At 64.2% G+C, this 21865-nt stretch carries 21 protein-coding genes and 1 pseudogene; 12 read left to right on the forward strand and 10 right to left on the reverse strand.

The window, feature by feature from the left end; genetic code table 11:
- The 4 genes and pseudogenes from BMY90_RS15935 to BMY90_RS17355 all read right to left on the reverse strand — a co-directional run.
- Window positions 1-226, reverse strand: a 226-nt coding sequence (locus BMY90_RS15935; protein ID WP_175481602.1) for a transposase, incomplete at its 3' end; no start/stop codon positions are given.
- Between the two features lie 541 nt (window positions 227-767).
- Window positions 768-1643, reverse strand: coding sequence for a hypothetical protein (locus BMY90_RS15940; protein WP_139201779.1), 876 nt, complete (start codon window positions 1641-1643; stop codon window positions 768-770).
- A 26-nt stretch (window positions 1644-1669) separates the two neighbouring features.
- Window positions 1670-2551, reverse strand: a pseudogene (locus BMY90_RS15945) (SDR family NAD(P)-dependent oxidoreductase).
- A complete protein-coding gene (locus tag BMY90_RS17355; RefSeq protein WP_217638585.1) occupies window positions 2548-3351 on the reverse strand; it encodes a MarR family winged helix-turn-helix transcriptional regulator in 804 nt (267 codons plus the stop codon). Before BMY90_RS17355 ends, BMY90_RS15945 begins: the two are co-directional and overlap by 4 nt.
- Window positions 3352-3883: 532 nt before the next feature.
- On the opposite strand from BMY90_RS17355, the gene BMY90_RS15960 reads away from it, so the two are divergent.
- From BMY90_RS15960 to BMY90_RS15970, 3 genes are all read left to right on the forward strand, one after another.
- Complete coding sequence (locus BMY90_RS15960) at window positions 3884-4294, forward strand: DUF305 domain-containing protein (RefSeq protein WP_092705213.1); 411 nt, start codon at window positions 3884-3886, stop codon at window positions 4292-4294.
- A 12-nt stretch (window positions 4295-4306) separates the two neighbouring features.
- Window positions 4307-5767, forward strand: a complete 1461-nt coding sequence (locus tag BMY90_RS15965) for a YncE family protein (RefSeq protein ID WP_092705178.1) — start codon at window positions 4307-4309, stop codon at window positions 5765-5767.
- A gap of 351 nt (window positions 5768-6118) precedes the next feature.
- Window positions 6119-7762: an FMN-binding glutamate synthase family protein gene (locus BMY90_RS15970; RefSeq protein ID WP_092705214.1), complete on the forward strand. Its 1644-nt coding sequence runs from the start codon at window positions 6119-6121 to the stop codon at window positions 7760-7762.
- A gap of 185 nt (window positions 7763-7947) precedes the next feature.
- On the opposite strand, the gene BMY90_RS15975 is transcribed toward BMY90_RS15970, so the two are convergent.
- Window positions 7948-9441 (reverse strand): FAD-dependent oxidoreductase, encoded by a 1494-nt coding sequence (locus tag BMY90_RS15975; RefSeq protein WP_092705179.1) that lies wholly within the window; start codon window positions 9439-9441, stop codon window positions 7948-7950.
- Window positions 9442-9487: 46 nt separating this feature from the next.
- On the opposite strand from BMY90_RS15975, the gene BMY90_RS15980 reads away from it, so the two are divergent.
- Window positions 9488-9982 (forward strand): MarR family winged helix-turn-helix transcriptional regulator, encoded by a 495-nt coding sequence (locus BMY90_RS15980; protein WP_092705180.1) that lies wholly within the window; start codon window positions 9488-9490, stop codon window positions 9980-9982.
- 154 nt (window positions 9983-10136) lie between these two features.
- Here the strand turns inward: BMY90_RS15980 and BMY90_RS15985 are convergent, their stop codons facing one another.
- Window positions 10137-10916 carry a helix-turn-helix domain-containing protein gene (locus BMY90_RS15985; protein ID WP_092705181.1) on the reverse strand — a complete coding sequence of 260 codons (780 nt, stop codon included), beginning with the start codon at window positions 10914-10916 and terminating at the stop codon, window positions 10137-10139.
- Between the two features lie 216 nt (window positions 10917-11132).
- On the opposite strand from BMY90_RS15985, the gene BMY90_RS15990 reads away from it, so the two are divergent.
- On the forward strand, window positions 11133-11483 hold the full coding sequence (locus BMY90_RS15990; RefSeq protein ID WP_008209000.1) for a VOC family protein: 351 nt from the start codon (window positions 11133-11135) through the stop codon (window positions 11481-11483).
- 202 nt (window positions 11484-11685) lie between these two features.
- Here the strand turns inward: BMY90_RS15990 and BMY90_RS15995 are convergent, their stop codons facing one another.
- Entirely contained in the window at window positions 11686-12507 is an 822-nt protein-coding gene (locus tag BMY90_RS15995) for an alpha/beta fold hydrolase (RefSeq protein ID WP_092705182.1), read from the reverse strand.
- Window positions 12508-12554: 47 nt separating this feature from the next.
- Entirely contained in the window at window positions 12555-12920 is a 366-nt protein-coding gene (locus BMY90_RS16000; RefSeq protein ID WP_008208996.1) for a nuclear transport factor 2 family protein, read from the reverse strand.
- Window positions 12921-13073: 153 nt separating this feature from the next.
- Here BMY90_RS16000 and BMY90_RS16005 point away from each other — a divergent pair, with 153 nt between their 5' ends.
- From BMY90_RS16005 to BMY90_RS16015, 3 genes are all read left to right on the forward strand, one after another.
- Complete coding sequence (locus BMY90_RS16005) at window positions 13074-13487, forward strand: VOC family protein (RefSeq protein WP_092705183.1); 414 nt, start codon at window positions 13074-13076, stop codon at window positions 13485-13487.
- A gap of 176 nt (window positions 13488-13663) precedes the next feature.
- Window positions 13664-13867, forward strand: coding sequence for a hypothetical protein (locus BMY90_RS16010; RefSeq protein WP_092705184.1), 204 nt, complete (start codon window positions 13664-13666; stop codon window positions 13865-13867).
- A gap of 92 nt (window positions 13868-13959) precedes the next feature.
- Window positions 13960-14166, forward strand: a complete 207-nt coding sequence (locus BMY90_RS16015; protein ID WP_139201780.1) for a hypothetical protein — start codon at window positions 13960-13962, stop codon at window positions 14164-14166.
- An 83-nt stretch (window positions 14167-14249) separates the two neighbouring features.
- Here the strand turns inward: BMY90_RS16015 and BMY90_RS16020 are convergent, their stop codons facing one another.
- Entirely contained in the window at window positions 14250-14873 is a 624-nt protein-coding gene (locus BMY90_RS16020; protein WP_092705186.1) for an NAD(P)-dependent oxidoreductase, read from the reverse strand.
- 102 nt (window positions 14874-14975) lie between these two features.
- Here BMY90_RS16020 and BMY90_RS16025 point away from each other — a divergent pair, with 102 nt between their 5' ends.
- From BMY90_RS16025 to BMY90_RS16035, 3 genes are all read left to right on the forward strand, one after another.
- Window positions 14976-15347: a winged helix-turn-helix transcriptional regulator gene (locus BMY90_RS16025; RefSeq protein WP_092705187.1), complete on the forward strand. Its 372-nt coding sequence runs from the start codon at window positions 14976-14978 to the stop codon at window positions 15345-15347.
- Between the two features lie 291 nt (window positions 15348-15638).
- Window positions 15639-17723 (forward strand): beta-L-arabinofuranosidase domain-containing protein, encoded by a 2085-nt coding sequence (locus BMY90_RS16030; protein WP_092705188.1) that lies wholly within the window; start codon window positions 15639-15641, stop codon window positions 17721-17723.
- A 93-nt stretch (window positions 17724-17816) separates the two neighbouring features.
- Complete coding sequence (locus tag BMY90_RS16035; RefSeq protein ID WP_245735071.1) at window positions 17817-18902, forward strand: threonine aldolase family protein; 1086 nt, start codon at window positions 17817-17819, stop codon at window positions 18900-18902.
- 91 nt (window positions 18903-18993) lie between these two features.
- On the opposite strand, the gene BMY90_RS16040 is transcribed toward BMY90_RS16035, so the two are convergent.
- Window positions 18994-20277: an MFS transporter gene (locus BMY90_RS16040; protein WP_092705190.1), complete on the reverse strand. Its 1284-nt coding sequence runs from the start codon at window positions 20275-20277 to the stop codon at window positions 18994-18996.
- 371 nt (window positions 20278-20648) lie between these two features.
- Here BMY90_RS16040 and BMY90_RS16045 point away from each other — a divergent pair, with 371 nt between their 5' ends.
- Window positions 20649-21647: a GlxA family transcriptional regulator gene (locus BMY90_RS16045; RefSeq protein WP_008208982.1), complete on the forward strand. Its 999-nt coding sequence runs from the start codon at window positions 20649-20651 to the stop codon at window positions 21645-21647.
- Window positions 21648-21865 lie beyond the last annotated feature (218 nt).

Genomic DNA, 21865 nt, shown 5'->3' on the forward strand with positions numbered 1-21865 from the left:
AGTTCATCTGTTCCATCAGCAACCGCTCGCTGCGCACGCTGTAGACCACCTGCAGAAGCGAAGCGCGCAGGATGCGCTCCGGCGGAATGGATGGCCGGCCGCCTTCGGCGTAGCGTTCGCCGAGCAGGCCATCCAACTCGCCCAGAATGGTGTCCACCAGCACGCGTAGCTTACGGATCGGGTGATCGGTCGGCACGCGATCCTCGACTGAAACGTACGAGAACATGCCAAGCTGTTGGACGTCAGGACTGCGCATCGAGGGGAAGCCTTGCGATTGATCGAGCCTATGACAGTCGGCTCGGGCGAGAGTTTCTCAACAGCCTGTTAGTGCCTCAAAGAAGATTTCGCATCGATGTTTGTCACCGTTAGTAGTAAGTCTGTAGCTCACCTGCGCCGCACAAACAGTCTGAGCCAACGAAAGTACTGTCATCGTCAACAGACCCAACTTGGGTACATGTCGCATAGTCAAATTTCACCTAATACGGAGGAGATACATCCGGAAACAGGGGTCAGAGTGCACTTTCTCAGCGGAAACAGGGGTCAGAGTGCACTTTCTCCATAAAAATATTAAAAATCTTGAGCAGTCGACTCTGTCCCCTGTTTTTGGCCCCTGTTTTGCTGGTGGTGGGTGCGGCTATCGCCGTGCTGTTCGCGAAATCTGCGGTTACCGTGCTGGCCGGCGCGCGGCGCGAGCTGCGCCGGGTGCCGGCCCGAGGGGAGGCCCGCGAGCCTCAAGGTTTTTGATTTGGCGTTCGGCGCTGCAGATTTCAGTTCTTCGCCGCCAGGACCTTGTCGGAACGTACTTCACGCGTCGCCAGGTCGACGTCCAGCACGTGAGCTGCACCTTGCTTGGCATAGAACACCAGCAAGGCATGGTTGTCCGTCAGCCGATGGCCGAGCAGGGTATCGATGCCGGTGGCGAGGGTCTTGAGCTGGTGGCCGTCGATGGAAGCCAAGCCAATGTCCCAGGATGTGTTGTCCCGGCTGTCAGCTTGAGCAGGACGGCTGAGGAACAACAGGCCCAGTGCCTGGCAATCCGGCTTCGCACCTTGTGCTTGCGCGGGCGTCGATTCGCTGATCACCGACATTGCAGTGATGGTTTGCGCGTTCTCGTCGAACAGCCAGTGCGCCTGCCGGGACGCGGTATCGAAGAACAGCAGGTTATGTACGTCGGTGGGCGTGTAGCTGGAACTGAGCCCGCCTATCGGTGCTCCATCGCTGCCCAGTCGCGCATAAAGCACGGATGTGCCAGGAAACGCTTCGAAGCTGCCGAGTTTGAGCGCGGCCTGGTGCTGATTTGGCTGGCCGAGGCGCCCGAGGGTGGCCTCGCCGTTGGGCACTTGTGCGTAATGCCTGAATGATACGAGGCGCCCGATGATGTTGGCGGTGCCGTACAGCACCAGTGCCAGCAAGAGCAATCCATTGATGCGCCAGACCCAGCGGAAGAAGCCGTTCACGTATCCCTTGCCGTTTTCCATGACTGTGCCCCGTGTTGTTGTCTGGTCCGTGATGTGCGCGGTCACGATGCTCGTGCCGTCAGCCTTGGGTTCTGCGTTTACCGTATCCCAGTAGAGCGGTTCTATCAGAGCGCGATTCGTTGGTCTATCGAGATGGGCCGGGTGTGCCGGACATCCCGGAGACATTTCGCCTGGGGCAGTGGGCGGCTCGACTATTTTCTGGTGGCCTCAATGCCGAGAAGGACGGCTGTCTTGTCGTAAACAATGCGCGCGAGGTCATCGTTCCGGGCGAGACGGGAAGGGATGTCCGCTTTTGATTTGCTGAAGAATCCGCCATTGGGCTGGGGAGCCACTGCGGTGGTGGCCAGCCACACGGGAGTTTGCACGCCTTCGTCCGGCGTAAGGGCAAAGGGTCGAAACAACGGGTTGGTGAGGCGCATAAGGCCGCCAGCATGGGTGCTGAAGGCGGTGTCTTTCACCATGCCGGGATTGGCGCTGTAGATATGCATGCCGTCCGGCAGGCGTCGGGCCAGCTCGCGAGCTGCCAGGAGGCTGACCAGTTTGCTGGTGGCGTAGACGTTGATCTGGTTGTAGAAGCGCCGCTTCCATGAGGTGCCGGCAACGTCCGGGTCGTGCACGTCGAGCTGGCCGCGCTTCTCGACGAACGTGGAAAGGTTGATGATCCGCGCGTCGGTGGCAAACACACCGGACGCCAGCAATGCGTGGACGAGCAGAAACGGCGCGTGGTGGTTGATCGCGTAGGTACGCTCCGCACCGTCGGGGGTTTGCTGGTATTTGGGAAAAGCCGCACCCGCATTGTTGATGAGCACATCGACACGGATGGCGTCGGCTGCCAGCTTCGCAGCCAGGTTGCGGACTTGCGACTATTGCTCCAGGTCGGCGACGTATGTCTTCGGTGCAGCGAGATTGCTGCCGGCAGGCGCCATGGCGCACAAGCTGTTGGCCGCAGCACGGGTACGTGCCGCATCCCGGCCGACGAGAATGATGTCGTGCCCGGCGGCGATCAGGTGGCGTGCGGTGACCAGGCCCAGGCCGGAGCTGCCACCGGTGATGACGGTAGTTTTGCGATTCATCGCGGGCCTTTGGCGTGATTGTTCGAGCCGGGCGAGGTTTCGCCTTCCGTGGTGGTTCCATCGACCACGTCGCGCAGCAATGCGTGCAACTGCAGCCGGCGGGGGCGATCGAGACGGACAAATGGAGAATGCGCGCTGGTGTGCCGGATCACGCGGTCGCGCAATTCGCAGCCTGCCGGAGTGAGCTGGATAAGCTTTGCGCGGCGATCAGATGGATGGGGAATGCGGCGTACCAAGCCGCGCTTTTCCAGCCGGTCGATCATCGACGTGGCGGTCGAGGCATCGCACTGCAGCAGTTCGGCCAATCGGCGCGCGGTCATTTCCGCCTCGCGGCTCAGCCGCCACAGGACATCGGTCTGGGTATCGGTCAGCCCTGCATCGCGGGCCAGCTCCTTCAGCTCGGTATGTATCTGGATACGGATCGCAAACAGGCAATCGATCAGCTCTTCGTTCAGGCGTGTGTTGTTCATGGGTCGAACAATACATGGAATTTCCAATGATTTGAAACTCAAAGTACTGTCGTCGAGCATGCCGAGGAGAGATGAAGCATCCTGGCTGTTCTGGGAGGGCGGTGTCGTCGATGTAACCGACTGGCCGGCAGCGGCGAAAGTGTTGAAGTGATGGTGCGCGCCTGCCCGCAAAACGTACGTGGCTTCACAGGAAGGCCTGTTTTCTGATGACGGCAATGGAGGGAAGTATGTCCTTTCATCGAAATTTCTTTTTGAAGACAATGAATTGAATATATTTAATTGATTATGGGTTCGTTTGCGCCGCGTTTCTGTTCTGGCAGGCTGGTCCACAAGTATGTTTGTGGTGTGCAGATAACTCTGCCTCTTGTTTCGTTTTTCATCGAATGCGACATGTTTTCGTTGCCCATTGCCAACCTTGGCGATACACGGGTAACGGCGATTAGCGATGAGGTTTCATATGCCAAATGTGCATGCCTCATGGCAGAAGGATGCATTAGTCATCATGCCGTGAATGCTGCAAGCTTCCAGGCATTATCTGCGAAGCCAAGGCCATTCAGCGTTTCGTTGTGACAAGGAAAATCTGATATTGCTCGCCATCCCGGCAAAAGCCGGGATTGAGTGCCTGTAAGCCATTGAAGGCACTGAGGCGGGATGGCTTGGCATTGGTCTGTTGAAAAGCACCCCTCGCTTTTGAGGGAATGACGAGCAGAAAATCGATTGATCAGACTTCCATCGAGTTAACCATCCCGAATGACTGTTTCGCCGTGGCGTTCGGGCAATCCCTGTTTCATGAAAGGAGATCGACATGTGGACAAATTTTTTTAGAGGCAGCTTCGGGGTCCCTCTCGTGATGACGGGCGTCATGTTTGCGGCGATCACCGTAGGCGTGTATGCGAAGAACGAGCCCATGGCCATGCATGCCCATGGGCCGAGCGATCAAGCCGGCAGTGCGCTTGCTGAGGAACAACCATTCCTCAAGCAGAACGACACCGCCATGCAAAAAATGATGGCGGGTATGGCCGTTGAGCCGACCGGCGATGTCGACAGGGATTTCGTCAACATGATGGTTCCCCACCATCAAGGTGCCATCGACATGGCCGTTCTGGAATTGCGCTATGGCACCAGTCCTCGGCTCAAGGCACTCGCCCAAGAGATCGTCGTCACGCAGCAGCAGGAAATCGCTGCGATGAAGCTCGCCGTGGGTGAGCCGATTCCACCGTCGCATGCCTCGCCTGTCTTGCCAAGCGAGTCACACACGCACTCCAACCCGTAAAGGAAGCTTCAAATGAAAACCACCTTGATTGCCGCGGCGCTCGGCCTGGCCCTTGCCAGTGGCGCGGCTTGGGCGGGCCAGCCCCCCTATGCCGCTTCGGCCAAAAACTTCCCGGTCAGCCACCAGGATCGGGTCTATTCGGCGGACCAGTACTCCAACACCGTCTCCGTGATTGACCCGGCCAGCAACAAGCTGCTGGGAGTCATCCGCCTCGGCGAATCGCAGCCTGGCAACCTGAGCCCGCTCTATGGTGGGCAAGTACTGGTCCATGGCATGGGTTTCTCGCCCGACCACCGGACCATCGCGGTAGTCTCGATCGGCTCCAATTCAGTGTCCTTCATCGATACGGCCACGAACAAAGTCAAACACGTCACCTATCTCGGACGCTCCCCGCATGAAGCGTTCTTTACTCCCGACGGCAAGGAAGTGTGGGTAACGGTTCGCGGCGAGAATTACGTCCTGGTGCTCGACGGCAAGACCTTCAAGGAAAAAGCCCGGATCGCGACTGCCTTTGGACCCGGCATGCAGATTTTTTCGCCGGATGGCAAATACGGTTATGTCTGCGACTCTTTCAACCCGGTCACCTATGTGATCGATGCGCACACGCACAAGATCATCCACGAGGTGAAGCAGGCGAGCGCCTTCTGCCCGGATATCGCGGCTACCCCCGATGGCAAACAGGTCTGGTTTACGCTCAAGGACATTGGCAAGACCCAGGTCTTCAACGCCAGGCCGCCCTTCAATGTCATCAAGACAATCGATACCGGGCCGATCACCAATCATGTCAATTTTGCGCACAACAAGAATGGGACCTTCGCCTACGTCACGATCGGCGGCTTGAACGAGGTCAAGGTCTACCGCACCGACGACTTCAAGCAGGTGGCGACGATACCCGTCGGCGATTTGCCGCACGGCCTCTGGCCATCCGGTGATGGAACACGCATCTACGTCGGGCTGGAAGGCGCGGCGGAGATGGCGGCGATCGATACCTTGACCAACAAGGTGATTGCCAACATCCCCGTTGGCCAGGCACCGCAGGCAGTGGCCTATGTGCCCGATGCCGTACCCGCCGGCGATGACGCCACCACGAACCTGAAACCACTCGGCCTGGCGGGTGAAACCGCGCACATCGCGCTTGGCACTCCCGGCACCGCGAAGGGGCAAAAGGCTCTCACGTCGGTGGCTCTTTACAACCAGGGCCTGTCGCAGATCCTTGAAGCTTCGGTGACCGGTCTTCAGCTAGGCAAGCCCTACGTGCTCGCCATTGCCCCGAACGCCGATGGCAGCGGCCGGCTGCAGACGCTGGCCGGGTTCAAGGCCAACCCCACCGGTGCTTCCATCGTCAATGCGATTGGCCCGATCCGCCAGATCGTCAACGGCGAGGATGGTGCTACCAAGCGTTATATGGTGATTGCCTCGGGAACCGTCGACCATCCCGGTACGCCAGTGCAGGTCCAGACGTCCGTGCGCTAGCCGAGACGGCGGTAACCCTTCGGGCGGCTTCGCCCGAGGGAATGCAGGAGGCGCATCGCTTGTGCGGCATCGAGCCGCAAGGGCGTTGCGTCTCCTTTTTCGTTTGAGTTGAAATCCGAGCCACTCGGGAATGAGTCTGGGCAAGCTCCTGGCAGGTATGCCTGTCGACGCTGGCGGGTCGGAAATTCGCGCGCAGTTGACGCGGTGCTTTGTAGCGTCGGGTGGTTGATGCAACTTGCTACGCCGCTTCCTTGAATGCCGACGTCCGCGGTGGTGTCCTGCGTCGGAGGCGGTACGCGGGCTTCCGCCGTGTCGCCGGCCCACAGCCGGAGTACACCGAACGTGCTCAATATGCTTCGACGCAACTTGATGCCCATCGCGGCGCTGCTGCTTTCCCTGCTTTTCCTGTGGTTGGGGTGGCAGGTGTCACCGGCCTGGTTCTGGCCGTTATTATTGACGGTGCCGGTTCTCGCGCTGGGCATTTACGACATCACCCAGCGGCAATGGACGATCCTGCGCAATTACCCGGTGGCCGCGCGGCTACGCTGGCTGTTCTACGATCTGCGCCCGTTCCTGCGCGCGTATATCGTGGAGGACGATCTCCACGGCACGCCGTTTCCGTTCGCGGCGCGCAACCTGGTGCACGAGCGCGCCGAGGGTCTGACTGATACCAAGCCGTTCGGCACCGAGCGACATACCGATGCGGCCAGTTACCACTGGTTTGCGCACTCCATTGCGCCGGCGGAGAAACCCGACGAGTCGCCCCGCGTCACGGTGGGCAACGAGCAGACCGCCAGGAAATACTCGGCCTCGGTATTCAACATTTCGGCGATGAGCTTTGGCGCGCTGTCGGCCAACGCGATTTTGTCGCTGAACCTGGGCGCCAAATTGGGCGGCTTCTACCACGACACCGGCGAAGGCGGGCTCAGCGAGCACCATCTGGCGCATGGCGGTGATGTGGTGTGGGAGCTGGGCTCGGGTTATTTCGGTGCGCGCGACAAGCAGGGGCACTTCGACCCTGCGCAGTTCGCCGACAAGGCCGCCAACGATGCGGTGAAGATGACCGAGATCAAGCTCAGCCAGGGCGCCAAGCCGGGACACGGCGGCTTGCTGCCCGGCGCCAAGGTGAGTGAGGAGATCGCCCGCGTGCGCGGCGTGCCTGCGCATGAAGATTGCCTGAGCCCGTCGGCTCATTCGGCGTTCTCCACGCCGATCGAGTTGCTGGAATTCGCCGCGAAGATGCGTGAGCTGTCCGGCGGCAAGCCGGTGGGCCTCAAGCTGTGCATCGGCCAGATGCACGAGCCGTTCGCACTGGTGAAGGCGATGCTGCAAACCGGCATCCTGCCTGACTTCATCGTGGTGGATGGCGGTGAGGGCGGCACCGGCGCCGCGCCGCAGGAGTTGTCGGATTGGGTGGGCATGCCGCTGGAGGATGGTCTGGTCGTGATGCGCAACGCGCTGGTGGGCGCCGGCCTGAAAGGCCAGGTGCGGCTGGCGGCCAGCGGCAAGGTGTATTCGGGCATGGGGCTGGCGCGCAACCTGGCGCAGGGGGCGGACTGGTGCAACGCGGCGCGCGCCTTCATGTTCTCGATCGGCTGCATTCAGGCACAGCGCTGCCATCTGGGCACGTGCCCCACCGGTATCACCACGCAGGACCCCAGCCGCCAGCGCGGCTTGGTGCCGGAAGTGCAGGGGCCGCGTGCCGCGCGCTTCCACGCCGAAACGCTGAAGTCCCTGGCGCGCATCGTGGCTTCGGTGGGCTTCGAGCACCCGCGCGATCTGGCGCCGCATCACCTCATCCATCGCGTGGGCCCGGAGAAGGCGTTGCCAGTGGACGAGATCAAGGTGTTCCTGCCCGAAGGCATACTGCTGGCCGCGCCGGAAGACACCGTCTACGCCTCCTGGTGGCGCGCCGCCCGCGCCGACAGTTTCCGTCCCGCCACCGACCTGGTGGCCGACCGCGCCCGCAAGCACAAGCGCGAGGCGGTGGACTGAAGCGGCGTGCCACATCCGTTGCTTGCGGCGGGCATCGTCGGACGTCTGATCGGTGCGTCACGCGAGCGTAGCGGCATCGGGGTCGCCAGGTGTCCTGCGTTCACGCAGCGCGCGTTGTCCGTCCGCGCGACGTTGCTCCGGCGACGACGCTCGGACTTTCACCGGTACGGCCCAGTACAGCCCAGTCAGGCCTCGCCCAGCATCTGACCCAACCATCGCCGCATCGCGCCTGCGTGGTCGGCGTCGACCACCGCGGCCAGATAGCCGTCCGGACGCAGCAGCGCCCAACTGCCTTGCGGAAACGCCCAGGCGGCCTGGAAGTGGCCGTGCGGGTCGGCCAGCTCGCCGTCGCCGCCCACCACGAAGCGCTTGAGCTGCGGGTGCGGCGCGATGGCGTCGGCGTCGGCCGCATGGCCCAGTGCGGTCCAGTGGGTACCGGCCAGCAGCTCGAACAGGCGCACCGGCGTGCCGTCGGCCGCGCGCACCAGCGGGGCGTCAGGGGCGCGGTCGCCGGCGCGCAGTCCCTCGTGGCGCGCCGGTGCTTCCAGGTTCAGCGGCGAGCCGCGGTAGCCCACGTCGAGTTGGCGCGTGGCGCGGCTGCGCTTCAGTTCACCGCGCTTGGCAGCCTCCAGCAGCGAGGTGGACAGGCCCAGCATGTCGGCCGCGACGGGCCGGCGTTCGGCTTCGTAGCTGTCGAGCAGGGCGTCGGGGGCGCCGGCCAGCACCGCGGCCAGCTTCCAGCCCAGGTTGCAGGCATCCTGCACGCTGGTGTTCAGGCCCTGGCCACCTGTGGGCGGGTGCACGTGGGCGGCGTCGCCAGCCAGGAACACCCGGCCTGTCCGGTAGCGTGCGGCCAGCCGTGCGCTCATGCGGTAGACCGAGGCCCAGTGCACGGCCTGCAGCGTGATCGCGCTACGACCGCTGCGCTGGGCCAGCAACGCCTGCAGCGCCGGCAGCGAGATGTCCACCTCGCCTTCCGGCGGTACCGGCGTCTGCAGCTGGAAGAGCTCGGTGCCGGCCAACGGGCATAGCGCGAGCTGGCGCGCCGGATCGTCGCTGCCGAAGCGGTGCCAGGCATCGCGGGACAAGCCTTCAAGCGTGAGGTCGGCCACCAGCGCGCGCATGCCCAGGTCGTGGCCGGGGAATGCCACGTCCAGCAGCTGGCGCACGGTGCTGCGGCCGCCGTCGCAACCCACCAGGTAGCGCGCACGTAGCGTGCGCTTGCGGTGCGCATCGCGCAGCGTGGCGTCCACGCCGTGCGCGTCCTGCGCCAGCGCCAGCAGCTCGCAACCGCCCTGCACCGTGTGGCCGAGCGCGGCGAGGCGCTCGCGCAGGATGCGTTCGGTAATCCATTGCGGGCACATCCACGGCTGGGCGTAGGGCTCCGCCGGGGTGGGGCTGGCGTCGCCCAGCGGGCTGTCCACATGGCTGCCGTCGGCGCGGTGTTCGCGCAGCTGCGGGTAGGGTCCGCCGGCGGCCAGCACCGCAGGCAGCACGCCAAGATCCTCGAACACCTCCAGCGTGCGCGGCTGCAAGCCCTTGCCGCGCGAGCCGGGGAAGGGCGTGGCGAGCTTGTCCACCACGGCGAAGGCCACGCCGCGACGGGCCAGCTCGATGGCCAGGGTGAGGCCGGCGGCGCCCGCGCCGCAGACCAGTACGTCGATGTCGGAACGACTCATGCGTGTCTCCAGATATGTGTAAAATGCAAGCAGTTGGAGGCATGCTATGACCACGAAGAAAAATGTGCAACATGCACATATATCGCCACGCACCCGCGCGCTGCACGATGCACTGCTCAAGATGGGCAGCGTGTTCAACCGCCCCGACGTGGACGAGCGCATGGTGCGCGCGGCCGGCATTCCGCTGGAGGGCGCGCTGTTTCCGCTGCTGACCATGGTCGAGCGCTTCGGCCCGATCGGCATCGTGGAGCTGGCCAACCGCGGCGGCCGCGACTACACCACGGTGAGCCGCCAGGTGAGCCGGCTGGAGGCCCAGGGCCTGGTGACGCGCCGCGCCGACGCGCGCGATGCGCGGGTACGCGCCGTGGTGGTCACCTCCCGTGGCAAGGCCATGACCGACGCGCTCGATGCCGCCCGCGAGCGTGCCGCGCAGGCCTTGTTCGCCAGCTGGAAGCCGGCCGACGTGGATACCCTGGTGCGCCTGGTGCAGCGTTTCGCCGCCGACCTGGAAGCGCATTCCGTGCCGGACGAGGCGAGCTGACACATACCGTTTTGTGCGGCGGGGCGCGGCGTGTGCCGTGGCGGGCGAGCGCGGCGCGCCCCAGGGTGAGCCCCCTTGCCACGCCCCTCGGGGCGCGTGAGGCCACGGCGCCATTCCCTCCCCAGCAAGGCAGGGCGGGATGGCGCCTCCGGCGTCAGGCGTCGCCGGCCAACTCGCGTAGCTGCGCGGCAGTATCGGCGTCGGCGGGGAGGAAGGCTTCCAGCGCCAGTTCGGCCAGGGTCACCTCCACCGGTGTGCCGAATACCGTGGTGGTGCTGAGCATGGACAGCACGCGGCCGCCCAGTTCCAGCTGCATGGGCACGGCGATGCCGCCGCTGGCGGCATCGCCGTGCCCCTCGCCGGGTGCGGGCAGGGCCTGCAGTTCGCGCAGCAGGGCGATCAGGGCGGGATCGAAGCAGGCGTCGATCTGCTGGCGCAGGCGGTGCAACAGGTGGGCGCGCCATTGGCCGAGATTGCGGATGCGTGGCGCCAGGCCTTGCGGGTGCAGGCTCAGCCGCAGCACGTTCACCGGCGGCGCCAGCAGCGCCGGCGCCACGCCGTGCAGCAGGCGCAGCGTGGCCTGGTTGCTGGCCACCAGCTGCCAGTAGCGGTCCACCGCCAGGGCGGGAAAGGGTTCCATGCCGGCCAGCAGTTGGTCGATGGTGGCGCGCGCCGCGGCCAGCGCGGGGTCGTCCAGCGCGCGCTCGCGGAACGCCGGCGCGAAGCCGGCCGCCACCAGCAGCGCATTGCGCTCGCGCAGGGGAATGTCCAGGTACTGCGCCAGGTGCAGGATCATGTCGCGGCTGGGCTGCGAGCGGCCGGACTCCACGAAGCTCAGGTGCCGGGTGGAGATCTCCGCCTCGGCGGCCAGCTGCAGTTGCGACAGCCGGCGATGCCGGCGCCACTCGCGCAGCAGATCTCCCACCGGTCGCATGTCTGGCTGGGCCTGAGCATTCATACGAGCAGCATGCCAGCTTTGCGCCGCGTGCCCGTGTGCCGGAGGTTGGGGGCGCACGATATGTGCGCGCACGGCGCGCGAGACGTTCCGCTACTGGGTAGTTGCACCGATGACGCCGCAGTATCCAAGGCAGTGGCGATGGCGTGCACGCACATGTCATGGTGGCGTCTTACCCATGAAAGCGGAGACGACATGCAGGTCAAGCGGATCATTGCCAACATGCCCGCGGCAGAGCCGGCGGGGGTGGATGCGTTCTACCGGGGCGTGCTGGGGTTGGAGCTTGCGATGGATCACGGTTGGATCCGCACCTATGCGGGTGCCGAGCGCATGACGGTGCAGGTGAGCTTTGCCAGCGAGGGCGGCTCGGGCACGCCGGTGCCGGAGCTGTCGATCGAGGTGGATAATCTGGACGAGGCGTTGCGCCGCGTGCAGGCCGCCGGGATCGCGCTGGTCTACGGGCCGGCCGAAGAGCCTTGGGGTGTGCGTCGCTTTTATGTGCGCGATCCGTTGGGCCGACTGGTGAACATCCTGCAACATGCCTGAGCACGTGGTTGCCGCGTGGCGCGGCAGTTAGCCGTGCGTGAGCGTTTGCGCGGGCCAGCTGGCACGCGATGGTCATTGGCGTTGGCGGCTGCCACCCGAGCGGGTGCAGGCGCACATGGGGGAGGGAGGCTGACGGCAGGAAGCCCCCATCCCCGCCCAACCCTGCGCGCAGATGTGGGCGGGGGCGTAGCACTTCTTCGCGTCAGGATGCCGCGGTTTCGCCGATGAAGGCTTCGATGTCGGCCACGATGCGCTCGAAGTGGGTGTGGTACAGGCCGTGCGGGGCGCCGGCATATTCCAGATAGCGGGTGCCTTGCACCAGCGCAGCCAAGGCTCGGCCCTGCTGCACCGGCTCGCTGGCGTCGCGGTCGCCATGGATCACCAGCAAGGGCAGCTCCAGCGCCGCCAGTTCGGCGCGCTGGTCCACGCGCTTGGCGCGGAAGCATTCCACCAGTGCTTGCAGCGAGGCGTCCAGGATGCAGTCGATGGTGTAGCGCACGTATTCGGGCGTGGTGCCGGTATCGGCAGGCAGGAAGAAATCGTCGGCATTGGCGGCCAGCCACTGCGGCAGGTCGCGGGCGATGGCGGCCACGGCCAGCTCGGTGGTGGCCTCGTCCATGCTCCACGGCGCGCGGCTGCCCTCGACATAGCTGGGCGCCACCGGGGCCAGGAACACCACCCGCGCGAAGCGGCTGCTGCCGTGGCGTGCCAGCATGCGGGTGCATTCGCCGCTGGCCATGGAGTGGGTCACCACGATGGCATCGCGCAGGTCCAGGTGCTCGGCCAGTTCGGCCAGGTCGTCGGCCAGGCGGTCGAGCTGGTAGCCGTGGCCAGGGTCGTCGGAGCGGCCATGACCGCGTCGGTCCAGCGCGATGCAGCGAAAGCCGCGCGCCTGGAAGTGCAGCATGTAGCGGCCCCATGCGCGCGAATCCATCGCCCAGGAGGCGGCGAACAGGATCGGCTGGCCGTGGCCGGCGTCGCGGTAGAACAGCGTGGTGCCATCGGAAGTGATGAACTGGCTCATGGAAGTGCTCCTTGATAATGGAAAAGACGTAGTGGCGCCGGGCCGATTCAGGTGGCCTGCGGCACCTTGTCGAGAAAGCCGTGTACGCGATGGATCAGGCCCTGGTCGAGCTCTGCCACGTCGAAACCGGCGACCGGCGTCTCGCCGTTGGGTGCGCGCAGCAGCCAGCGGAAACGCACGATGTCGTGATGTGCGTCCACCGCGCCATCCAGCTCGAAGCGGTAGTCGGGGAACATGCCCTGCACTGCGGCGATGGTGGCCTCGATGCCTTGCCAGCCCTGCACTTGCACCATCGGGTCGGTGTAGCGGGCGTGCTCGGTCCAGACCTGTTCGACCAGCGCGCGGCGGCGCAGCGGGTCGATCTCGTTCCAGCTGCGCAGGTAGGTGTGGACCAGGTCGTTGGTGGCGTGCATGGTGGTGCTCCGTGGTGTGTGTGGGCACAGCTTGCGGCGCCGGCTGCGGCGGGGCGATTACCTGGCAGGTAATGGGCCGCGCCGGTGCGGTCGATGTCGATCCGGGAGACCCCGGTTCGTCGTGTCTACACCTATAACCCGAAGGAGTTCGCTATGACCCGCATGATTTTCGTCAACCTCCCCGTCGCCGACCTGCCTGCCTCGATGGCGTTCTACGAGGCCCTGGGCTTCACCAACAACCCGCAATTCACCGACGCCACCGCGGCCTGCATGGTGTGGAGCGAGTCCATCTACGTGATGCTGCTGACGCACGCCAAGTGGCGTGGCTTCACCGATCGTGCCATTCCGCCGTCCACTTCGAGCGAGGTGTCATTGGCACTGGCGCTGGACAGCCGCGAGGCAGTGGACGCCATGCTTGCGGCTGCCGCAGCCCACGGTGGCACCGCCGACATCAACCCCGTGCAGGACATGGACTTCATGTACGGCCGTGACCTTACCGACCCGGATGGCCATGTGTGGGGCCCGTTCTGGATGGACATGGCGGCGATGCCCGCGAACGCGGCGTGATGCCGGGCGCGTGACGCCGTAGGGCGTCGATCGGCTGGCCTGCCGCTTTCGTCATTTCCGCGCGGGGCTTTCCCCTGGCCGGTGGGCGCGGGTTCGGAGCTCCCCCCCCCACGCCAGGCACGACAGGATCGCCGGAGTACGATGCTCGCTTCCTCCCGCGGGCCAAGGGGCGCACCTTGAATGCATCGACACTGTTGTGGGGCATGCTGTTTGGCTCGATCGGGCTGGGGTTCTCCATCTATGGCAAGAAGCAGCAGGCGATCGTGCCGCTGCTCTGCGGCGTAGCCTTGATGGTGTTTCCGTATTTCGTGAGCGGTACGGCGTGGCTGGTCATCATTGGGATTGCGCTGATGGCGGTGCCGTATTTCGTGAAGGTCTGAAGAGACCCCACACAGCGGCGCACATGCGCGGCACCGGAAGCGGGTCGAGCCTCGCAGCGCCGAACCGGGATCATCCCTGCAGGAGAATGACGATGAACGACAGATTGAATGACCAGGCTGTCATCCAGCAGTCCTACGAAGCGGTGGTCGACAAGTTGTATGGCGTCTTCAATGCGGCGTACATCCTGGCGTTGGCAAACCACGATGACCAGGGCAAGACCCATGCGGAGAGTGCCTTCAGCAGCGGACTTTTGCTTGCCCGCCAGGCAAGGGATCGCGCCATCGCGCTACTGCCTTAGGGAAGGTCTGATGTTGTTCGCCTTCCCAGCGGCACTCAACGGCCGAAGGGCCGATCAAGCTGGCACCCGTTCCACCGGCGCGATCAGTAGCCGATCGTGAAGCGCTGGCGCGAGTGTGCCGGTTGTTCCAGCTCGTCCACCAAGGCCATCGCGTAATCCTCGAACGAGACACTGCTGCCATGCGCGTTCGACAGCAGCAGGTCGGTGCCGAGGCGGAAATGACCGGTTCGCTCGCCGGGAGTGAAGCTCAGCGGTGGCGAAAGGAATGTCCAGTCCAGTTCGGTTTCGGCGCGCAATAGATCGAGGAAATCGCAGCCTGCCGCTGCTTCCTGCCGGTATGCCTCCGGGAAGTTCGGGATGTCGATCAGCTTCAGGCCCAGCGGAAATTCGCCCAGCGCGACTTCGAGACCGCCCGCACCACCGACGACGAGGTAGCGGCCTACGCCGGATGCGCGCACCGTCGAGATCAGCGTGGCGGGATCGCCCGCGGCGAAATGGACCGAACTGATGACGGCATCATGGCCTGCCAGCAGGGATGCGATGCCGGGCTTGTCGAAGACGTCACCGGATTTCGCCTCGACACCCGGCAGCGAAGGCACGCGGGTCGCGTCACGAACGATGGCAGTGACCGTATGCCCGCGTCGGACGAGTTCGGCGAGGATGCGCGAGCCGGCATTGCCGGTGGCACCGATGAGAGCGACATGCATGAGGGTTTCCTCTTGTGGTTTCTAAAAGTTATTAGGTGCCAAGATATCTATTGGTGTAAAGAAGGCACTTGATGCTTACCTGGTCACTTCAAGGAAACCGCGATGATCATTGGCGACCCGTATTCCCGTGACTGTCCGACACGGAAAGTGCTGGATCGCATCGCCGACAAATGGGCGGTGCTGGTGCTTGGTCTGTTGATGGGCGGCCCGATGCGCTTCAACCAGTTGCGCCGAACGGTCGACGGCATTTCCCAGAAGATGCTTTCGCAGACGCTCAAGAGCCTGGAGCGCGATGGCCTGGTCAGCCGCAAGGCCTTCGCGACGGTGCCCGTCACGGTCGAGTACGCCATCACGCCGCTGGGCCAGACATTGGCCGATACGGTGGACGCACTGCGCGTCTGGGCGGAAACCCACATGGAAGCGGTGACGGCCCATCAGCAACGCTACGATGCGGGTGCGGCGTCCGGCGCGTGAGGCGAAAAACCGGCTCGATTCCGCTTCTGCGGGAGCCTCCGCCGGTTTCACCGCGATTGCAGGGCCGCCGCCGTCGGCGTGACGCGTGGCCGGCATGCTTGCCCAGTCCATTTTCCCTGGCGGATGCCGGCGAACGTATCCGTTTCGCAGATCCGGTGAGCGCGTCAGGCTGCCCGTCGGGACGTTCCGGATTTCTTGCTGGCGGGCATTTGTAGTATTACTGCTGCTCCGCCGGTAGGTGCGTGATCCGCACCGTGTGCGCAGAGACGGCGAAATCCCCGGAGAAAACGCATGGCCCCGCATGGCCCGTTCCAAGGCAGACGCGATTTTCTGCGCGCATCCGGCGCATTGGGGCTGGCCACGATGCTGCCTGGTGCAGTACGTGCGGCCAGTACCCATGCCGGGGTCGTGCCACCGGGTGATACCGACGCCACTTCGGACGTGCCCTTGCCGGCACGCGCACCGCTGGCTTCGCAGCCTTTCCTGCGCTTGCCTGCAGGCGCCATTCGGCCAGCTGGCTGGTTGCGTCGACAACTGGAAATCCAGGCCTCGGGACTGGGTGGGCACCTGGATGAAACCTGGGCCGATGTCGGGCCCGACAGTGGTTGGCTCGGAGGCACGGGCGAATCGTGGGAACGCGGCCCGTATTTTCTGGACGGGCTGCTGCCGCTGGCCTGGCAACTGGACTCGGCACCGCTGAAGGCGAAGGCGCAGAAGTTCATCGACTGGACGCTGGACAACCCGTGGCCCAATGGCATGTTCGGTCCGCGCAGCAACAATGACTGGTGGCCACGCATGGTCATGCTCAAGGTGCTCACGCAGTACCACGAGCTTACCGGCGATGCGCGGGTGATACCGCTGATGACGAATTATTTTGTCCATCAGCTCGGCGCGCTGCCGGCACGGCCGTTGCGCGACTGGGGCCGGTCGCGCTGGCAGGACGAACTGCTCTCGGTGTTGTGGCTTTACGACCGCACCGGCGACAAGCGCCTGCTGCAACTGGCCGCGTTGCTGCACCGGCAGGGTTTCGACTGGCAGGGCATGTTTGCCGATTTCAAGTTCAAGCAGAAAGTCGACGTGGCCAAGCTCAAGGCGGAAGGCGGTGGCGGCGATGTCTTCATGGAAGACCTTGGCCAGCGCGTGCATGGCGTCAACATCGCCATGTCGATCAAGTCCTCGCCGGTATGGTCACTGGTCTCCGGCCGCGCGCACGACCGCGATGCCGTGCATCACCAGCTGAGCATGCTCGATACCTACCACGGCCTGCCCAATGGCATGTTCTCGGCCGACGAACATCTGGCCGGCCGCAATCCGTCGCAGGGCACCGAACTGTGCACGGTGGTGGAAACGATGTTTTCGCTGGAGGTGGCACTGGCTATCACCGGTGACCCGGCTTTGGCCGATCGGCTGGAAACGATTGCCTACAACGCGTTGCCGGGCACCTTCACCGACGACATGTGGGCGCATCAGTACGACCAGGAGCCGAATCAGGTGGAATCCAGCCTGCATCGGCGTCCGTGGACCACCAACGGCCCGGAGTCGAATCTGTTCGGATTGGAGCCGCACTTCGGCTGCTGCACCGCCAACTTCCACCAGGGTTGGCCCAAGCTCACCCAGAGCCTGTGGATGGCGACGGCAGACGGCGGCATGGCGGCGACGGTCTATGCGCCATGTACGCTGCAGACGGTTGTGCACGGTGTGCCGTTGCGGATCGAACAAAGCACCGACTATCCGTTTCGGTCGCGCGTGGAGATCGTGTTGCATCCGGCGCGAGCGGTCGCGTTTGCATTGAAGCTGCGCATTCCCGGCTGGGCGACGGGCTCGACGCTGACGGTGAATGGCCACGCGCAAGCATCCGGATCGGCCGGGCGTTTCCTCACGCTGCAGCGCGAGTGGCAACCCGGCGACACGATTGCGCTGACCTTTGCCAGCGTGCCGAAGACCGTACCCGGCTTCAACGATTCGGTCAGCGTGCGCGATGGCGCCCTGGTATTTGCGCTGCCCATTGCCGAATCGTGGATCAAGTGGCGCCAGCGTGGCTTGACCGCGGACTGGATGGTCTATCCCGCCTCGCGCTGGAACATGGGCTTGCCGGAAAGCGCGAGCTTCCGCCGAGCCGAACAGCCGGTGGGACCGGTGCCGTTCTCGCGGCGGCACCCGCCAGTGACACTCAGCGTGGAAGGACGCCCGGTGGCAACCTGGAAAGCGGAAGAGGGCGCGGCCGACCCGGTGCCGCGTCGGCCACAGGCAGATGCTGCCGACGTGCCGGTCATGCTCATCCTGATGCCGTATGCGGCGCCCAAACTTCGCATCACGGCATTTCCGCTGCTGGCGCCGGGTAGCAACGAACATCCCGAGGATGGGCACGTGGGTTGAATGCCTGACGGAGTGGGGATGGGAGTCGCCTCATCGCTTACCATGAGTGCCCCGCAAGTTGACCCGCCACTTTCCACACAGGCCCATGAAGCGATGAACCGATCCGACCGCGAGATCAAGCAAGGCTGTGACTTCGTGCTTTCGCGCCCGCTGCCACCGTCCGCCGCCGAAACGCTGGCGCGGCTGGCGGCGCATCCTGCCGCGGTCGACGCGATCGACGATTACGGCGCCGGCGGAGCGGTCGCGCGACTGGAGCAGGCCACCACGGCAAAACTCGGCAAGCAGGCGGGGTTGTTCTTCATCAAGGGTGTCACCGCGCAGTTGTACGTGCTGCGTGCGTATGCGCAGGCGCGCGCATGCCGAAACGTGGTGATTCACCCGCTGAGCCACATGGATATCGACGAAGCTGGTGCGATCGAACGGTCGGCTGGCCTGACGGCGATTCGGCTTGGCCGCCATGCGCCGTTCGGCGCCAAGGCGCTGGCCGCGCTGACCGAGCCGCTGGCTGCCGTGGTGATCGAGCTGCCGCTGCGACGGGCTGGCTTCCTGTTGCCGGATCTCGATGATTTGCGCGCCATCTCGGCATGGTGTCGCGGGCTGGGCATCCCGCTGCATTTCGATGGCGCGCGGCTGTGGGAAGCGGCGGCCGGCTACGGCATATCCGAGGCCGAATTGGCGGCGCTGGCGGACAGCGTGTATGTCTCGTACTACAAGGGGCTGGGTGGGCTCGGCGGTGCGATGGTGACCGGCACGCAGGCATTCATCGATTCGCTGCGTCCATGGAAGACCCGCTATGGCGGTGACCTGTTTACCGCCTATCCCTATGCCATCGCCGCACTGGATGGACTGGACACGTTGGCGCCGCGGTTGCGGGGATTCGTGGCGCGTGCGCGCGCATTGGCTGCCGGCTTGAACGAACTGCCCGGGCTGCTGGTGCATCCGGCCCGACCGCACACCAATGCATTCCAGGTGTGGCTGGCAGGTACGCCTTCCGAGCTGGCGGCACGCCACGCGAGGTTTGCCGCCGAACACAAGCGCTGGTTGTTCGATGGTTTCAGCGAAGCGCCGCTGGCTGGCCATGCGATGGCCGAAATCCAGCTAGGGCCCGCGTCCGACCATTACACGATTGCCGAGGCCGTCGAAGCGGTGAGGCAGTTCATCGACGCCAAGGCGGCGTAAAGCGCTCGCTCAGGCAGGATGCTTTCCAGTCAATCAGGTGCGCGGCGCGTTTTCCGCAAGGCCACGTCGCGACGTGGCCTTGTCGGGCAAGTCAGCCGGCACGTTGCACGTCATGCGAAGTCACGGCCTTGCCGGCGCGATCGGCCCTCACCCAGATCCGCGTCATGACCGCAGCGATCGCCAGCAGCGGAAAAGTGATGATGTTCAGATCCAGCCAGCCGAACCGCTCAAGCACGGGGCCGGCGCCGAGCGCCGCCACTGCAGTCAGTCCATAACGGACCAGTTCGGCCACGCCTTGGACGCGGGCGCGTTCCGGCGGCGTGTGGCACGAGGCGAGAAGCGTCGTCCCACCCACGAACATGAAGTTCCAGCCCATGCCGAGACAAAACAGCGCGAGGTAGAACGCCGTCAGGCTGGTCGACATGGCGGCAATCAGCCCGCACGTCGCGGTCAGCACCATACCGGCAAACAGGACGGACGACATGCCGAAACGCTTGATCAGGCGACCAGCGAAAAAGGACGGTGCGTACATGCCCACCAGATGCCACTGGATGATATGGGCGCCGTCATTGATGGTGTGATGACTGTCGATCGCGGCGAGGGGTGTGGCCGTCATGACGAACATCATCACCACGCCGCCAATGACGGTGTTGGCCAGTGCGGCGAGTGAAATCGGTTGCGAAAAAACGATCCGCAAGCGTCGGGCAGGCAGCGTCGCGTCATCAGGCACGCCGGCACCGGGTTCCGTGTCGCGAAACCCCACGGCGAGAAGAACCGCCGACGCAACGCCTAGCATGCTGACGACCAGATAGGAGCCCGCGAACAGCGTCGAGAACAGGTTCTTGCTCCATGCCGCCAGGGCGGGGCCGATCACGGCGGCGATCACGCCACCGGCCAAAACCATCGAAATAACGCTTGCCTTGTGTGCAACATCCACCGAATCGGCCGCAGCAAGCCGGTAATACTGGGCGAACGCCTGGAAAACGCCGACCGCCGCGGTACCAAGGCAGAACAACCAGAAGTTGGCGTGAAACACCGACCAGACGGAGATGGCCCCGCCGGTGGCGCAAAACACCGCCCCGGTGACAAAACCCCAACGTCGGCCGATGCGCTGCATCAGGATGGAGGCCAGCAAGGTCGTCACGGCGCCCGCCACCGTGATCATTGCGAACGGCAGCGTTGCCAGGGATTTGTCGGGGGCGAGCTGGTAGCCGGTCAGCCCCGTCAAGGTGAGGTCGATGGCGATCGCCGCGGTAAAAAGGCCTTGCGCGATGGCCAGGACAAACGCGTTGGAGCGCAGTGTCGGCGTTGCATCGCGCGCAGATGCAACGCGCCGCGAAGAACCCCGTCGTGGGTGTTTTCCGAACCTTTTCATGCCGCGTGCTAGCAGGGGAGATCGATGGCTGAGCAACGGCAGACTGGCATGCTGACTCTCCGATCGATCGAATAATCGGGGCATTTTCGCCAAGACGTCATCGGGCCGAAAGGACGGATTTCCCTCGTTCCTCGACATCAGTCGGTCGCGGCTCCTCACGCACATGCGTGACGCATGGTGAGGTCAGTGACAACAGGTCTTTCCGCGTGCGTTGTTCTGCTGGTCCATGCCATCTTGGTGATGACGTCTTTTGAGGGATATTAGTCCTTTAAGCCATCTGCCTTTCGTTGCATCATGCAATGCATGAATGGCGCGGCCATTGATTGTTACGGGCTACGTGGGCCGCGAGAACCGGGTGACCAGAGGCTGTCATGCAGAAAAACGCAGCGAGCAAAGACGAAGCCACGCGTGATATCGCATTCCTGGTTTTCCCCGGCTTCCAGATACTGGATTTGAGCGGCCCGCTGGCCGCCTTCGATACGGCCCGACGGATCAGTACGGGCATTCCCTACCGGTGCCATGTCGTTTCATTGACCGGTGGCGGCATCGTGAGCTCGTCCGGCCTGGAGGTCGTCACGCGGAAAATCCGGTCGAGTGCGTACGACACCCTGATTGTCTCCGGCGGAGGCACGTCGGTTGATCTGCACGATTTGTCCGCGATATCAGCCCATCTGGGCAAGGCGGCGGCAAAAAACACCCGACGCATTGCGAGTGTGTGCACTGGCGCATTCCTGCTCGCTGCCGCAGGCCTGCTGGAGGGGCGTCGCGCCACCACGCATTGGAAATATGCGAAGCAATTGCAGCGCCAGTTCCCCGACATCAAGGTCGAGCCCGATCGCATTTTCACGAAGGACCGCGGCATCTGGACTTCTGCCGGTGTCACCGCCGGAATCGATCTGGCGCTGGCCATGATCGATGACGATCTCGGGAGCGCCATATCCCATGGCGTGGCGCAAATGCTGGTGGTCTACCACCGTCGTCCGGGCGGGCAATCGCAATTCTCGGCCATCGCCGACATGCAGCCGGAATCGGACAGGATCCGCGAGGTTCTCACCTACATGCGCGAGCACTTGCACGAGTCGTTGTCGACCGAACAACTGGCTTCCGTCGCATGCATCAGTCCCAGGCAGTTTGGTCGTGCGTTTCTTGCCGAGACGGGAGAAACGCCCGCCAAGGCCGTCGAGCGCTTGCGCGTGGAAGTGGCGCGCCAGCGGGTCGAGCGAAGTGCGGAACCCATCGAAGTCATCGCCCATGCGTTCTTCAAGGATCCCGAGAGAATGCGTCGCGCTTTCATACGCGTGCTCGGACATCCGCCGCAAAGCATCCGCCGAATGACGGCCCATAACGCGGCAAGTCTGTCGGAAAGCTAGGCCGGTTCGACGCGTTTCCCGTTTGTCTGACTGCGGCGTGGTCGCTGCATGGCTTTGTGTTGCCCGGGATTTGCCGATGGGCCGTGGAATGTGCCCGTGCGTTTCGAGAAGCCATGCATTTCATGGCATGGCCCATCAAGCAAAACGCAGTGAATTTGTAACCCAACAGACGCCCATGGCGAATGGCCAGGGGTCACTTCGGCACGTGCTGCCGATGT

Origin of the sequence: Rhodanobacter glycinis (genome assembly GCF_900114325.1) — a bacterium.
GTDB classification, from domain to species: domain Bacteria; phylum Pseudomonadota; class Gammaproteobacteria; order Xanthomonadales; family Rhodanobacteraceae; genus Rhodanobacter_A; species Rhodanobacter_A glycinis.

What these genes read in the sequence shown, in the direction of transcription:
- BMY90_RS16035 (WP_245735071.1), top strand. Translation starts at nt 17,817, where the DNA reads ATGAACCGATCCGACCGCGAGATCAAGCAAGGCTGTGACTTCGTGCTT.
- BMY90_RS15960 (WP_092705213.1), top strand. Translation starts at nt 3,884, where the DNA reads ATGTTTGCGGCGATCACCGTAGGCGTGTATGCGAAGAACGAGCCCATG.
- BMY90_RS16005 (WP_092705183.1), top strand. Translation starts at nt 13,074, where the DNA reads ATGACCCGCATGATTTTCGTCAACCTCCCCGTCGCCGACCTGCCTGCC.
- BMY90_RS15980 (WP_092705180.1), top strand. Translation starts at nt 9,488, where the DNA reads ATGACCACGAAGAAAAATGTGCAACATGCACATATATCGCCACGCACC.
- BMY90_RS16020 (WP_092705186.1), bottom strand. Translation starts at nt 14,873, where the DNA reads ATGCATGTCGCTCTCATCGGTGCCACCGGCAATGCCGGCTCGCGCATC.
- BMY90_RS16025 (WP_092705187.1), top strand. Translation starts at nt 14,976, where the DNA reads ATGATCATTGGCGACCCGTATTCCCGTGACTGTCCGACACGGAAAGTG.
- BMY90_RS15975 (WP_092705179.1), bottom strand. Translation starts at nt 9,441, where the DNA reads ATGAGTCGTTCCGACATCGACGTACTGGTCTGCGGCGCGGGCGCCGCC.
- BMY90_RS16015 (WP_139201780.1), top strand. Translation starts at nt 13,960, where the DNA reads ATGAACGACAGATTGAATGACCAGGCTGTCATCCAGCAGTCCTACGAA.
- BMY90_RS15965 (WP_092705178.1), top strand. Translation starts at nt 4,307, where the DNA reads ATGAAAACCACCTTGATTGCCGCGGCGCTCGGCCTGGCCCTTGCCAGT.
- BMY90_RS15995 (WP_092705182.1), bottom strand. Translation starts at nt 12,507, where the DNA reads ATGAGCCAGTTCATCACTTCCGATGGCACCACGCTGTTCTACCGCGAC.
- BMY90_RS16040 (WP_092705190.1), bottom strand. Translation starts at nt 20,277, where the DNA reads ATGAAAAGGTTCGGAAAACACCCACGACGGGGTTCTTCGCGGCGCGTT.
- BMY90_RS16000 (WP_008208996.1), bottom strand. Translation starts at nt 12,920, where the DNA reads ATGCACGCCACCAACGACCTGGTCCACACCTACCTGCGCAGCTGGAAC.
- BMY90_RS15970 (WP_092705214.1), top strand. Translation starts at nt 6,119, where the DNA reads ATGCTTCGACGCAACTTGATGCCCATCGCGGCGCTGCTGCTTTCCCTG.
- BMY90_RS15940 (WP_139201779.1), bottom strand. Translation starts at nt 1,643, where the DNA reads ATGTCTCCGGGATGTCCGGCACACCCGGCCCATCTCGATAGACCAACG.
- BMY90_RS15990 (WP_008209000.1), top strand. Translation starts at nt 11,133, where the DNA reads ATGCAGGTCAAGCGGATCATTGCCAACATGCCCGCGGCAGAGCCGGCG.
- BMY90_RS15985 (WP_092705181.1), bottom strand. Translation starts at nt 10,916, where the DNA reads ATGCGACCGGTGGGAGATCTGCTGCGCGAGTGGCGCCGGCATCGCCGG.
- BMY90_RS16030 (WP_092705188.1), top strand. Translation starts at nt 15,639, where the DNA reads ATGGCCCCGCATGGCCCGTTCCAAGGCAGACGCGATTTTCTGCGCGCA.
- BMY90_RS16045 (WP_008208982.1), top strand. Translation starts at nt 20,649, where the DNA reads ATGCAGAAAAACGCAGCGAGCAAAGACGAAGCCACGCGTGATATCGCA.